Origin of the sequence: Paenibacillus lignilyticus, from assembly GCF_017942085.1 — a bacterium.
In the GTDB taxonomy this organism is placed as follows: Bacteria; Bacillota; Bacilli; order Paenibacillales; family Paenibacillaceae; genus Paenibacillus_Z; species Paenibacillus_Z lignilyticus.
In genome coordinates this window covers 519,944-533,567 of record NZ_JAGKSP010000001.1, presented here as the reverse complement: position 1 = coordinate 533,567, position 13,624 = coordinate 519,944, and the positions used below count along the sequence as shown (strand labels likewise).

The 13,624-nt window shown below is 49.4% G+C and carries 10 protein-coding genes; 9 read left to right on the top strand and 1 reads right to left on the bottom strand.

Annotated features, from left to right (window positions below):
* The first annotated feature begins 17 nt into the window (after positions 1-17).
* Positions 18-1,895 carry a methyl-accepting chemotaxis protein gene (locus I8J30_RS02330; protein WP_210655031.1) on the top strand — a complete coding sequence of 626 codons (1,878 nt, stop codon included), beginning with the start codon at positions 18-20 and terminating at the stop codon, positions 1,893-1,895.
* Positions 1,896-3,241: 1,346 nt separating this feature from the next.
* Here I8J30_RS02330 and I8J30_RS02325 read toward each other — a convergent pair.
* Positions 3,242-3,937 carry a FecCD family ABC transporter permease gene (locus tag I8J30_RS02325; RefSeq protein WP_210655029.1) on the bottom strand — a complete coding sequence of 232 codons (696 nt, stop codon included), beginning with the start codon at positions 3,935-3,937 and terminating at the stop codon, positions 3,242-3,244.
* A 94-nt stretch (positions 3,938-4,031) separates the two neighbouring features.
* On the opposite strand from I8J30_RS02325, the gene I8J30_RS02320 reads away from it, so the two are divergent.
* The 8 genes from I8J30_RS02320 (at position 4,032) to I8J30_RS02285 (ending at position 13,571) form a co-directional block, all read left to right on the top strand.
* Positions 4,032-4,598: a DUF1697 domain-containing protein gene (locus tag I8J30_RS02320; protein WP_210655027.1), complete on the top strand. Its 567-nt coding sequence runs from the start codon at positions 4,032-4,034 to the stop codon at positions 4,596-4,598.
* A 44-nt stretch (positions 4,599-4,642) separates the two neighbouring features.
* Positions 4,643-6,253 (top strand): gamma-glutamyltransferase family protein, encoded by a 1,611-nt coding sequence (locus tag I8J30_RS02315; protein WP_210655026.1) that lies wholly within the window; start codon positions 4,643-4,645, stop codon positions 6,251-6,253.
* Positions 6,254-6,304: 51 nt separating this feature from the next.
* Positions 6,305-7,165, top strand: coding sequence for a phosphotransferase (locus tag I8J30_RS02310; protein ID WP_210655024.1), 861 nt, complete (start codon positions 6,305-6,307; stop codon positions 7,163-7,165).
* A gap of 24 nt (positions 7,166-7,189) precedes the next feature.
* Positions 7,190-7,585 (top strand): VOC family protein, encoded by a 396-nt coding sequence (locus I8J30_RS02305; RefSeq protein ID WP_210655022.1) that lies wholly within the window; start codon positions 7,190-7,192, stop codon positions 7,583-7,585.
* Positions 7,586-8,189: 604 nt separating this feature from the next.
* On the top strand, positions 8,190-9,803 hold the full coding sequence (locus I8J30_RS02300; protein ID WP_210655020.1) for a response regulator transcription factor: 1,614 nt from the start codon (positions 8,190-8,192) through the stop codon (positions 9,801-9,803).
* Positions 9,800-11,539, top strand: coding sequence for a sensor histidine kinase (locus I8J30_RS02295; protein ID WP_210655018.1), 1,740 nt, complete (start codon positions 9,800-9,802; stop codon positions 11,537-11,539). Before I8J30_RS02300 ends, I8J30_RS02295 begins: the two co-directional genes overlap by 4 nt.
* A gap of 169 nt (positions 11,540-11,708) precedes the next feature.
* Positions 11,709-12,659 (top strand): ABC transporter permease, encoded by a 951-nt coding sequence (locus I8J30_RS02290; RefSeq protein WP_210655016.1) that lies wholly within the window; start codon positions 11,709-11,711, stop codon positions 12,657-12,659.
* A 9-nt stretch (positions 12,660-12,668) separates the two neighbouring features.
* Positions 12,669-13,571 carry a carbohydrate ABC transporter permease gene (locus tag I8J30_RS02285; protein ID WP_210655014.1) on the top strand — a complete coding sequence of 301 codons (903 nt, stop codon included), beginning with the start codon at positions 12,669-12,671 and terminating at the stop codon, positions 13,569-13,571.
* Positions 13,572-13,624 lie beyond the last annotated feature (53 nt).

The following is a 13,624-nucleotide window of genomic DNA, read 5'->3' as shown; positions in this document are numbered from 1 at the left end:
AGGGGGCAAATCAAGAGATGGTTCGAAAAGCACTTCAACTGTTCACATTCCGCAAGTTAGCAACACGGTTCTCAGCAGTAACCCTATTCATCATGATTACCATCGTTGCAGCCATGTCAATCGCACTTTTCTTGCCCAACTCCACCTTGTTTCATAATCAGATCGATCAAGAGTTGGCGTTAACGACAGAGAATATAGCCACTTCATTTGATCATAACCTGCAGGCAGAGTTAACCAAGCTGGAGTCCATTGCAAGCTACGCACAACTGCTTGGCCCTGACAAAGCGCGCCATTTGGAGCTGGTTAAAGCCTTTGCTTCGCAGCACAAAGAATTTGGGCAAGGCGTTTCCATCTCCATGGATCTGGAGGGCAAGAACGCCGTGTTAAGTACGGGGTTGAGCATCGACCTATCGGGAAGAACTTATATACCGCAGCTGAGACGCGGAGAGTCGGCGATTGCGCCTCCTGCACGTTCCAAGGCCGATCCTTCGACTTTGATTGTTCCTTTTGCAGCTCCGCTGATGAAGGATGGCATTACTTACGGTTTCTATTCCTCGGCTATTGAAATCAATGAAGCTACCCGCGTTATACGTGATACGAAAGTCGGCGACACCGGCTACGCAATCCTTCTGGATATGAACGGGACATTCGTCTATTATCCGGATTCCTCTTATATCATGAAGAAAAATATTGCTGATCTGGGTGTTCCTGAGATTACTGCGGCGTTTGAGTCGGCGAAGCAAGGGAAACCAACCGCCTATTCCTATGAATTTGGCGGCGTGAAGAAAATCGGTTTCGCTTACGGAACCGAAACCGGCTTTGTGACCATGCTTGCCGTTCCAGAGAGTGAACTCATGGCACCCATCAATAAAATGATGCGCACTACGCTGATCACGGCACTCGTTGTGGCTTTGGCCGCTTTGATCGCGATTTATGCGTTTACTACCAGAATGGTTAAGCCGATCATCTATATTACTGCTATGGTGAAGAAGTTGTCGACCGGCGATTTCCGTCCGAGAATCGAAATTCGCTCCAAGGATGAACTGGGTGAATTAGCCGCCCATATGAACGGGATGCTGGATGGGTTATCCAGCATGATCGAGCAGGTTTCGAAAGCTTCCGTGGGGGTTGCATCTTCCGCTGAACAAATTACGATCAGTACGGATGAAGTAGCCAAAGGCAGTGTAGATCAGGCAGCGCAAGCAGGTGTCATGTCCGAATTGTTCGGTAGTCTGGATAATTCCATCCGGTCCGTTTCGACAAGCGCAAGGGAAGCGAAATCGCTTTCCGGCGAAACGGTGAACATTGCAAAAGAAGGCACGAACCTGATCAATCAGACGATCGGTCAGATGGACGAAGTGAACCGGCATATGGCACAGCTGGAGAGCGATTCGCGCAAAATCGGGGATATTAGCGGGGTTATCAACGATATTGCGGAGCAAACGAATCTGTTGGCCTTGAATGCGGCAATTGAAGCAGCGCGTGCAGGCGAACAAGGACGCGGCTTTGCGGTTGTTGCAGATGAAGTGCGCAAATTGGCTGAACGAAGCGGTGACGCGACCAGACAAATCGCAGGGATCATTAAAGTCATGCAGAACAGCGCGGAGAAGAGCGTGCTTGCGGTTGGTGAGAGTGTGGCCCAGTTTGCCAAAACGAGAGATTCCTTCAGCGATATCGTCATGAATGTGCAAATGACCTCAAGCAAAGTCGAAGAAATCTTCAAGGACAGCCAGGGACAAGCCGCTGCATCAGGCGAGGTTATGCAATCGATCAGCTCGGTTGCGGCGATCAGCGAACAATCCGCAGCAGCAGCAGAAGAGACGGCCGCTTCCTCGCAGGAGCTGTCCTATATGGCCGCGAAGCTTAATGAATCGGTTGAGAAGTTCAAATATTAATCGTTCTCGCGATGCGGGAATAGAGGGAAAAGACGTGCCGGTTGGCGCGTCTTTTTTATATTGGCATTAAGGAGGAACTTCCGAAAATCCGGCGAAGCTAGTGCTTCCGCGGTTCGTTGGAATATCGGAATCCCGGTAATCCTGGGCCAATAAGGCTTCCGCGGTTCGTTGAATTTCGCAACCCCGGTAAACCGGCGAGCAAATGCCTCCGCGGTTCGTTAGGTTGTCGTGGTAATGCGCATATTTGCCCCCGAATAGTCCAAAAAAATTCTAACGAATCGTACAGGTCTTATTTGCCCTAAATTAGCCCAAATAAAAAACTAACGAATCGTACAGGTCTTATTTGTGGGTTTTTGGGGATTTGGCAGTCGTTTTCTCCGAAATAAGACCTCCACGATTCGTTAGATTATCGGAACCTCGAAATCCGACAAAATAAGACCTCTACGATTCGTTAGCTGTTCGCGCCACGTGGAATGGGAGTTCTAAAAGTAGATTGCGGAATGTAGAATGTGTGATTTGTGATGTGGAATGCGAATATTGGATGTAGATGGCGAATGTAGAATGTAGATTGCGTGAAGTGTGATTTGGGATGCGAATATTGGATGTAGATTGCGTGACGTGTGATGTGGAATGCGAGTATTGGATGTAGATGGTGGAATATAGAATGCAAAAAGCAAAATGCGAGTTGCGGTATTTAGTAGGTTTATTTGTGATGTGCGAGCTGCGTGACGTTTATTGTGTAATGGGAGTTTCGAGTTCTTGTCAGTTGTACAATGCGGACTCCGGCATGCGAAATGCACTTTTTGCCCTAACTTAGTAGGCTCAAAAATTCTAACGAATCGTACAGGGCTTATTTGTCCCTAAATAGTCCAAAAAAAATTCTAACGAACTGTACAGGTCTTATTTGAGGATTTTTGGGCGTTTGGCAGTCGATTTCACCGAAATAAGTCCTCTACGATTCGTTAGATTCTCGGAACCTCGAAAACCGGCAAAATAAGACCTCCACGATTCGTTAGCTGTTCGCGCCGCGCGTGGAATGTGATTTGCGGTGAGCAGGTTGCAAATTGAGAGGAGCGAGGGACGTGACGCGGAATGAGGAATGAGAGGAGCGAGGGACGTGATGTGGAATTAGGAGTGTGAGAAGCGAGCGGCATGACGCGGAATGCGAGATGCAAAATGCGAGTTGCGCCATGCAGCGCGGGCGAAATAACGCGCTACTTGTCCCCCAACTAAAAACGCGCAGGACTCAATGTCTTGCGCGCTTTTACCGCAGGTTGGCTGCGAGGTTTACAGTATGATTATGCAAGGTTGTACTTGCGATTGTTCAACTAGCAGGTGCGCCAGAGCTATGCGTTTCTGTTGCGATAGAGCAAGAAGATGAAGAACGGCGCTCCGATGCCCGCTGTAAAGACGCCGACCGGAATGTCGTAAGGCAAGAAAGCGGTGCGGGCGACTGTATCCGCTAGGACGACCATGAGTCCGCCGATCAAGGCAGCGATCGGAAGTACGCCGCCGAAGGCCGGGCCTACGAGCTTGCGAGTCATATGCGGTGCGATCAACCCGACGAAAGAGATGGCTCCGCCGACCGAAACCGCCGCACCGGCTAACGCGACGCTGATCATAAGCAGCACGAAACGTTGACGCTGCGCGGCGCTGCCTACCCCTTTGGCAATATCATCGCCCATCTGCAGCACATTGACGTTCCGTGCGAACAGGAAGGAGAGGGGGATAAAGACGCAGACCCATGGCAAGATGGTCCATACCATTTTCCAATCGGTGCCGTAGACTGTACCCGTAAGCCAGACATAAGCTTGCGAAGCGGTATAGATCGGATTCATAACGAGCATGACCTTCGTAACCGAGGCAAGCAGAAAATTGATGCCGATGCCGATGAGCACGAGGCGAATTGGCGTTACGCCCTTCTTCCAAGCGAGCAAGTAGATCAGGATCGAGGTTATGCCTGCGCCTGCCATAGCCGCAACCGGCAGCCACGCGATGCTAAGCGTACCCGAGACGATTATGATAATCGTTCTCAATTGCATTTGTCAATGAATTCCTGCTGATCCTATACGCCCCAGAGCGCGGATATGGTAGACTATTGAAAAATAGCTTTTACAGAAAGTGGTGTAAGCGTAGATGGCGATTCAGATTGCTTTGTTGCGCGGTATCAACGTTGGCGGGAAGAACAAGATTAAGATGGCAGAGCTGCGGGAAGCGCTTGAAACACTGGGTTTATCGCGAGTTCAAACGTATATTCAGAGCGGCAATATTTTGTTCGAGTCGGAAGAAGATGAACCGGCATTGCGCGGAAAAATCGAGGCTCTGATCGAGAGCAAGTTTGGTTTGTCCATTCGCGTCATTATTCGCACAGCAGATGAGCTTGCAGCAATGGCTGCCAATCGGCCATTCTCGGATGAAGAAGTTGCGGCAGCCGAAGCTTCTTTTGAAGGAGAATGCCTCTATATTGCGATGATGCTCGATACACCGCAGGCGAATAAAATAGAGAAGCTGGAGAGCTATGATTTTAAAGAGGATCGTTATGTGATCGCAGGCAGGGATGTTTATCTGTTATTTCGACAAAGCGTGCGGGATTCCAAGCTTTCCGTACAAGTGGACAAGCTGAACGCGCCGGTGACCGTACGAAATTGGAATACACTGACGAAGCTTATTGCGATGTCGCAGGAAATGGGTAATGCCAATTAAGGGGAGCAAATCTCACGATCTACACGTTAAGGGGGAAGCCTATCATGTTCAATCTATCGGAGTATCCATATCCATCCAGAAGGACGGCAGTCGTAGCGAAGAAAGGAATGGTTGCCGCCTCGCAGCCGCTCGCTTCTCAAGCGGGACTTCGCGTATTGCAGCAAGGCGGGAATGCCATTGATGCGGCGATTGCAGCCGCTGCATGTCTTACGGTAGTAGAGCCGACAGGCAATGGCATTGGGAGCGACGCGTTCGCGATCGTTTGGTATAAAGGGCAAATGTATGGATTGAACGCGAGTGGAGGAGCGCCTGAGCTGTTGACGCCGGAAGCGGTTCGGCAGCGGGGATTTGAGGCGGAAATGCCGTCAAGCGGATGGCTGCCGGTGACCGTTCCCGGCGCGCCGGCAGCCTGGGCCGGTTTATCCGCTCGATTCGGCGCATTGCCATTCGCGCAGCTGCTCGAATCCGCGATTGATTATGCCGAGGGCGGTTACCCGGTTTCCCCGGAGCTCGCGGTGAAATGGCAGCGTGCTCACGAGGTGTATTCGCAGAGAAGCGGGAATGATCCTGATTTCGCAGAGTGGTTTCGTGTCTTTGCCCCGAATGGACGAGCACCGAGGGTCGGCGAGATATGGCGGTCACCGGATCATGCACGGACGCTTCGGCTGATTGCGGAAACCGGCAGTGAATCGTTTTACCGTGGCGAGCTGGCAGAGATCATCGATCGGTATGCCAGAGAGAGCGGGGGGCTGCTTCGCAGCACGGATCTTGCACCGTTTCAACCGGACTGGGTGGACCCGATTTCAGTGGCTTATCGAGGCTATGACGTATGGGAGCTGCCTCCGAATGGGCAAGGACTTGTCGCTTTGATGGCTTTGAATATGTTGAATGGACTGGATCTTTCCGGTTATGAGAGCTCAGACAGGCATCATGTTCAGATCGAAGCGCTGAAGCTGGCTTTTGCAGACGGGAAGCATTATATTACGGATCCTAACCGAATGAAAGCAACCGTGGAACAGCTGCTGTCCCCTTCCTATGCCGCACTTCGCAGCAGCTTGATCGGTGAACGGGCTTTGATGCCTGAACCGGGGCAATTGCCTAAGGGCGGAACTGTTTATTTGGCTACTGCTGATGGAGAAGGGAACATGGTTTCTTTTATCCAAAGCAATTACATGGGATTTGGTTCGGGGATTGTGGTGCCGGGAACCGGGATCAGCCTGCAGAACAGAGGGGCTTCCTTCTCCCTCGATCCTGCGCATGCGAATGTACTGGAGCCGGGGAAACGGCCTTATCATACGATTATTCCGGGTTTTATTACGAAGGACGGAGCACCGATCGGCCCATTCGGCGTAATGGGCGGCTTTATGCAGCCGCAGGGTCATCTGCAGGTAATCTCTCAGTTATTGGATCATCATCAGAATCCGCAGGCTGCGCTTGATGCGCCTAGATGGCAGTGGATGGAAGGCAAACAGGTTGCCGTTGAAGGTGAGCTGCCGACCGATATTGTAAAGGAGCTAAAGCGCAAAGGCCATGAGATTCAGATCGTACGAGATCGTAAAGCGTATGGCTGTGGGCAGGTTATATGGCGGGATGAGAATGGCGTCCTGATTGGCGGAACCGAACCGAGAACAGACGGTTGCATAGCTTCGTGGTAATGATAGATCGACTGGTTGAAATTCTATAAAGGAATGGAGTGTGTGAACACGATGGAAGCAGAACAGACGGCGAGTCCGGATATCTGTAAAATCATTCAAGAGCTTGCAGGCAAACACATCATCCATCCGGATACCCGGCTTATGCATCAGGTGAGCGGCACGACAGAAGGGCGCGTTTACATCTTGATGGCGGACGAGCAGCCGCGTTATGTGCTGAAGCTGGAAGACGCGGAGTATTTGTCAGTCGTGTCGCAATTTCTGAATGATTACGCGGCTAGTCCGCTGCTGCCTAAGGTTCATTTTACAGCCCCGGATAACTCTTATATCGTCTATGCATTCGTGCGCGGCACAACAGGCGGCGAGCGCGGATTAAAGCAAGATTGGTTGCCTCGTTTAACGGCAGACCTGTTGAATCATTACCGGGAAGTGGAGCAGTCGGACCCGTCTTTAGTGTGGGATGATCATACGCTGGATGGTTTGGATTTTGCAAAAAACGAAATGGGAAGCTTGCTCCCGGAAGCCGATTATGAACTGGTGGTTTCGATTGCGATAAAGCTGCTCGTGTACAGAGAAGCACGTCCCGATTATTGGCTACACGGCGACTGCGGTGTTCATAACTTCGTGTACCGTGAACAGCAGCTGGTGGGGGTTATCGATCCGACTCCGATGGCCGGACCGCTGCTCTATGATTTCATCTTCGCATTCGTTTCTTCGCCGGATGACTTGACGATGGAAACGCTGCTTGCGGCATTGGAGCTTCTTGACCATGAGCCGATGGAGCGCGAGGAGCTGGTCTGGGAGGTCGTGGTTGGGCTTTATTACCGGATTGGGGTGTGCTTGCTTCACCATCCTCATGATCTGCCGGCGTATCTGGAAGCATGGAATTACTGGAAAGCACTTGTACGTGAATAGGATTGTCAATAAGGGGGGAATCGGATGTCGCAGGTACGGTCGCAAACTACAGCAACATCAATCGCACCTTGGATTTCGGTTCGCAGTGCGGTTGAAGCTTTAACGTTCTATAAAGCTGCATTCGGCGCGGTCGAGCTCTACAGGCTGGAGGAAGAAGAGGGAAAGCCGATTCTAGCGGAACTGTCGGTGCAAGGAGCGGGCTTCTGGATTCAGGAGGACCCGGAATCAAGTCCGAAGCCGGATGTGCCGGGCTCCATTCGAATGATTCTTACTGTAGCTAACCCGGACACACTGTTTGAGCAAGCGATCTCGGCAGGTGCTGAGGTAGTTGTACCTGTCAATGAAGGCCACGGCTGGAGAATCGGACGGCTGATTGATCCGTTCGGGCACCATTGGGAGATTGGCAAGCGGCTGGTGTAGCGGCGAGCCGCTTTATATGGATCGGAGCGCCTGGGGTAATCCCAGGCGTTTCGTGATGATCTACTTCTCACTTTCATCCAAGAGCTGTCTCTATCATCGTTTAGATGATAGGGGCAGCTTTTTTAATGGATAATGATCGAAGAGAGGTACTGGTTACCGCTCTTATACGATAGTTGGTGGTTTGAAGACGAAGAGCGGTACTAGTTACCGCTTATTGGCGCGAAATGGTAGTTCTCTGTCGAAGAGAGGTACCTAGTACCGCTCTTGAGTAAGAGTTGGTAATTTGGAGTCGAAGAGAGGTACTGCGTACCGCGCATGTGAAATAGAGTAGATCCTCCAGAGATCTACATCGGCGTGAATTTGGAGTAATGGGAGAAAGCAGCTCACCTAGGGATCTTCACTAGCGAGAATCCGGAATGGTGAGAGATTTCGCACCGCGCCGAACCAACTCGACAGCTTCACTTTCGAGGATACCGCGGCTCGTGTTCGTCAAAGGCTAAGCTTCTCACCTCCATTCAGCGAGCCAAAAACATCTTGCTATTAAAACGCTTTCACTATATTTTTAGGGTAACAGAATCAGAAAAAGGGTTTGAGGGGGACTAGCATGTATAGGATGTTCATCGTGGATGACAACAAGTACGAGCGCAATGGTCTTAAAAATCATATTGATTGGGCATCGCTAGGCATAGAAGTGGTGGCAACTTTCCCGAATGGCGCGGAGGCGCTGGAACGAATTGACGAACTCAAGCCGCATCTCATCGTAACCGATATCGCGATGCCGATTATGAACGGCGTCCAGTTATCGGAGCAAATTTATCAGCGGTACCCCGATATAAAAGTCATTTTCATCAGCTGCCACAGCGATTTCGAATTCGCCAAGTCCGCCGTCGACTTGGGCATCTACGGCTATGTTCTCAAACCGATTATTGCCGATGAGCTCGTGACGGCGGTCAAGAAGCTCGTCCACGATATTGATATCAAGCATTCGCAATCGATGGAGAAAGAACGCATGCTGCAGCAGCTGGAAATGATGCTGCCGCTCGTACAAGAGCAGTTCTTCAAAGAACTGCTGCTCGGCAATTTCCATAACGAAGCCGATATTATCAAACGGATGGCGTTCCTGAAGATTGCAGTTCGGCCGCATGACCGGATCCATGTGCTGTCGATCCAGCTTCACGAAGCGGAAGAGAAAGCGATCGATCATGGCGTGGCGGATGCGTACTTCGTCTCCTATTCCGTCAAGAGAAGCATTACCTCCTTAAGCACAGGCAACCGTTATATCTATCCGATTCAATTCTCCTCCCTGGATTTTGCCGCCATTATCTTCGAAGCGGATGATGAAGACAACATCATGAATACAGCCGTAGAAATCAGTATGGAGATCAGCAGAAGAGTCGAGCTTACGGCTATTACCGGCATCAGTAAAGTTTCCGAGGAGATCGCGGATATCTCGGCACTATATAAGCAGGCACAGAAAGCCGTCCACACCCGATTCTACAGCGGCAGCAACCCGATCATCACCTTTGAAGAAATCGAAGATCGCACGGATGTCCCATTCGAGGATCTCCCAAATCTCGAAGCGGTTTATCAGGATTTGAAAACACTGATGATCTACAGCACGGCTGCGGACGTCAGAGAGTTTGTTGATAAATACCTAGGCGATCGGGTATCCCGGCATGATGCCAATTATGTGAAGAGCTTTGCGTTCATGGTCGTGAATATTACGCGAATCATTCTACAGGAAGCTAATCAAACGTTCCGTGATCTGGCGGAGGATGATATGAAGGTATGGAAACAATTCAGCCAGCCGGATACGCCGATCAACGTGAGCGAGAAGATCTACCAATGGCTGATGTCCATTATCGATCGTTTGTCTGAGAAGAACACGAGTAAGAATACGAAGGTCGTCGATACGATCAAAGAGATCATCAAAGCGAAGTACCATGAGCAGATCACGATCGAGGATATTTCAAAGTCAGTCTACTTAAGCGGCAGATATGCCAACGCGCTGTTCAAGAAAGAAGTTGGCAAAACGATTTTCGACTATGTCATTGAAGTGCGCATTGATGCGGCGAAGAAGCTGCTGAAGGACAAAGACAGCAGAGTGGCGTCCGTTGCCGAAGAGGTCGGCTACATGAATACGTCGTATTTCTGCCTTGCATTCAAGAAGAACGTCGGGATGACGCCTGCTGAATACAAGAGTAAGGCTATCTTATGATCGGGAAGCTGTCGTATCGCCACAAAATCGCCGCGATCATCTTCGTGTTTGCTTTTCTGCCTATGATTATTCTCGGTTCCTTGATGATTCAGAAAGTATGGAGCGCCAAAGTACAAGAGATTATTAACAAGAACGACATTCAACTGACCAGCAGCGTGAACGGGATAAACAGTCTGCTGTCTTCGAACATGGATAAGCTGATGGCGATTAACAACAACTTCTATATTTTTAATTATTTGGATACCAAGACCGATCAGAACCTTGTTGGGGTTATGAATTTCAGTGACTATTTGCAGAGCGTCATTAATGCAATGAAGTCGGATAATCGGGATGTGAATTTCCAGATTTATGCCATTGAAGATACGAACTATGATGGGGATTATTTGCGAAGCATTCAGAACCTGGAGAACGTACGGGGAACGAACGGCATCAGTTTGAAGGATGAAATTTTGCAGTATGACGACTCCCAGATTTTATGGAAATATCGGACGATTAAAGCCCAATTCAGCGATGCGGAATCTAACTTTCTGTTCGGCTATAAGAAGATCATGTCGCTCGGCAAGCCGCTGGCTATTATTGAGCTGCAAATTCCAATTCAACAAATTACGGACTTCTTCACCTATGAAATTCCGGAAGGCAGTTATATCGTTTACGAGGTCGATGGGAAGAAGCAATGGGTGATAGGCGAGGAGGAAGAGACGATCCCGGAGGGGGATTCGGCCGGAGACGACTATTATATCATCGACAAAGAGCTGAAGCCGGGGATCGGCGATATCTCGATGTTCGTTCCGAAAAGCCTGGTATTCGAGGGATTAAAGGGTTATTTGATCACGGTGCTCGTTATTTTCATTTTCCTCATCGGTATTCTGTTCGTTACGGTCGAGATGGTTTCTTATTTCCTGACGAAGAAGCTGGAGGCACTCTTTAGAAAAATGAACACCAATGTCGAAAGCTTAATCAGCAGCGACAGCTTCGTGCCTTTCGAGGAAACCGAGGATGAATTCGGGAAGATGGGAAGGATTTTCTACGAGCTGACGATGCGGATCAAGGAATATTATCGCAAAATTACCGACTACGAGCTGGAGAAAACCGTATTGGAGACGCAGCTGCTGCAGGAACGGTTCAATCCCCATTTTCTGTACAATACGCTCTCGACCTTCAGATGGATCTATAACGATCCGAAGGTTCATGAGGTCGTGGATTCGATGGTGAAGTACTACCGCATTGCATTGAACAAAGGAAGCAGTATCATTACGATTGAGCAGGAAACGGAAATGATCCGCGAGTATTTGCGCTTGCAGATGTTTGCGTACGGCAATGATTTTGATTACGACATCCACATTGAAGAGGACACCGGACAGCAGCTGGTCCTCAAGAATTTACTTCAGCCGATTGTGGAGAATGCGTTTCTGCATGGGATAAGCGGACGCGAATCAGGCGGTCTCATTACGATTCGGGTCAGCACAAATGACGACAACGAAACGATCCGCTTCGAAATTGCAGATAACGGACTTGGAATGGGACCCGAGAAGATTAAACGCATACTCGAAGGCGCGGAAGAAAGCAAATACAGCGGCTACGGGATGAAGAATGTCCGCAATCGGATGGAAACCTATTACGGGTCAGGCTACGGCCTTGAAATCGAAAGCGAGCCCGGACGAGGAACGAAGGTGATTCTGACGACACCATCCAATTACAGCGCCGATCGGATGGATGCGAAAGCCATTTCAGCGTAATAAACGATGACCTTATTCCGATTGCGATACCGGGATAAGGTCATTTTTGTGAAAATAAGGAGATCCTTATTCTGTTATTTGTAATCCGTATTTTTACTATTTCCAGAAATGAAAGCGTTCTATAATTCAATCATACAAGAGAAAAGCTAGTGACGAGAGAGGAGGGAATATGTTGAAAACGATTGCAACTCAAGTGCCTGTGAAGAGAACGGTACGTGCCAGAATGCTGAAAAACATTCAGACGAATATGTTTGGTTACCTGCTAATGCTGCCTTCCATCGTTTTGACTTTCATATTTTCCTACTTGCCGATGCCCGGATTATTGTCAGCCTTTCAAGACTACAATATGTTCGCCGGATTATGGAAAAGCGATTGGGTGGGATTGGTTCATTTCAAGGAAATCTTCCAAATTCCAATGCTGTGGGGCTCCATTATTAATACGCTGAAACTGAGCGTGCTCACTATTCTCGTCGGATTCCCGGCGCCGATCTTACTGGCGCTCATGATAAATGAGTTGAAGAACGGCTTGTACAAGCGAAGTGTTCAAACGCTGACTTATCTGCCTCACTTCTTGTCCTGGATCGCCGTTGTAGGTCTCTGCTACTCCTTCTTCGATTCCTACGGACCGCTGAACGATCTGCGCGTTGCGGTGCTCGGACCGGATACGGAGCGGGAAATGTACTTGTCCCAGCAAGGCTTGTTCCTCCCCTTGCTGCTGCTGCTAAGCGTGTGGAAGGAAGTCGGCTGGGGGACGATCGTATATCTCGCAACGATTACATCCATTGACCCGCATCTCTATGAAGCCGCTAAGATGGATGGTGCCAATCGGTTCAAACAGCATCTGCATATTACGCTGCCGGGGCTGAAGCAAACGACGATTCTGCTGCTGCTGTTCACACTCGGAACGTTGTTCGCCAGCAACTTCGAGCTTGTCTACGGGATGCAGAACGCGTTTATTAACTTCGATGTTATCGCAACCGTTATCTTCTCCTCGGGTATTCAACAAGGCAGCTACTCATTGGCTACCGCGGTTGGATTCGCACAAGGGTTGGTCGCATTGCTGCTAATCATCATTGCAAACAAGATATCCAAGAAAATATCAGGCGTATCGATATGGTAGGAGGCCCAGATGAGTCACGAATCCAATGCATACAAACTATTTAAATACGGGAACATCAGCCTCCTGTTTATCTTGGTCGTAGCGATGATTTTTCCTTATGTGAATGTACTCGCGATAGCGTTTAACGATCCGATGGATTCGCAATTCGGAGGCATCACGTTCTGGCCGCGGGTGTTCACCATCGATAATTTCAAAGTGCTGCTTCAGAACAAAGACGTGATTACGGCGACCGGCATATCGGTCTTGCGGGTGATCATCGGGACGCTCATTGCGCTGGTCGTCCAATACATGTGCGCTTACGCCTTTACGATCAAGGACTTCAAAGGCAAAGCGGTAGTCCTGATGTTCTTGATGATCCCGATGTATTTTAACGGTGGACTGATCCCGCAATACCTGCTCTTCTCCAAAATGCACATGCTGAACAGCTTTCTGGTGTACGTGCTTCCGGTTTCCTTCAGCTTATACAATATGGTCATTATCCGGTCGTATCTGTACAGTATCCCGGGAAGTCTTGCAGAATCAGCACGAATTGACGGAGCGAACGAGTTCATCATTATGTTCCGGGTCTATGTCCCCTTATCCATGCCGATTATCGCGGTTCTGGCCTTATGGAGTGCGGTTGGTCATTGGAATGATTGGACGACAACGCTGTATTTTATAACCGACAAGCATTTGTATACGCTTCAATATATATTGATGCAAATCTTGAGGGAAGGCGAGAGAGTCACGAAATTAATGGAGGAAGCCATTCGAATGGGCACGATGGGTGCAACGAGTTCGCCGCGCCAAATGACGCCGGCTGCGATTCGGGCAGCTAATATCATCATTACGACCATCCCGATTGTCATTATCTATCCATTCCTGCAGAAGTATTTCGTGCAAGGCATTACGCTCGGAGCCGTGAAGGAGTAACGCGTTCAATTCCATTAAGGTGGTGAGGCCTACAGTTGTCTGTGATAGAGTAG

Coding starts and splice junctions, on each gene's coding strand:
- I8J30_RS02320 (WP_210655027.1), top strand. CDS start 4,032: ATGGCGATTCAGATTGCTTTGTTGCGCGGTATCAACGTTGGCGGGAAG.
- I8J30_RS02325 (WP_210655029.1), bottom strand. CDS start 3,937: ATGCAATTGAGAACGATTATCATAATCGTCTCGGGTACGCTTAGCATC.
- I8J30_RS02305 (WP_210655022.1), top strand. CDS start 7,190: ATGTCGCAGGTACGGTCGCAAACTACAGCAACATCAATCGCACCTTGG.
- I8J30_RS02315 (WP_210655026.1), top strand. CDS start 4,643: ATGTTCAATCTATCGGAGTATCCATATCCATCCAGAAGGACGGCAGTC.
- I8J30_RS02330 (WP_210655031.1), top strand. CDS start 18: ATGGTTCGAAAAGCACTTCAACTGTTCACATTCCGCAAGTTAGCAACA.
- I8J30_RS02310 (WP_210655024.1), top strand. CDS start 6,305: ATGGAAGCAGAACAGACGGCGAGTCCGGATATCTGTAAAATCATTCAA.
- I8J30_RS02285 (WP_210655014.1), top strand. CDS start 12,669: ATGAGTCACGAATCCAATGCATACAAACTATTTAAATACGGGAACATC.
- I8J30_RS02290 (WP_210655016.1), top strand. CDS start 11,709: ATGTTGAAAACGATTGCAACTCAAGTGCCTGTGAAGAGAACGGTACGT.
- I8J30_RS02295 (WP_210655018.1), top strand. CDS start 9,800: ATGATCGGGAAGCTGTCGTATCGCCACAAAATCGCCGCGATCATCTTC.
- I8J30_RS02300 (WP_210655020.1), top strand. CDS start 8,190: ATGTATAGGATGTTCATCGTGGATGACAACAAGTACGAGCGCAATGGT.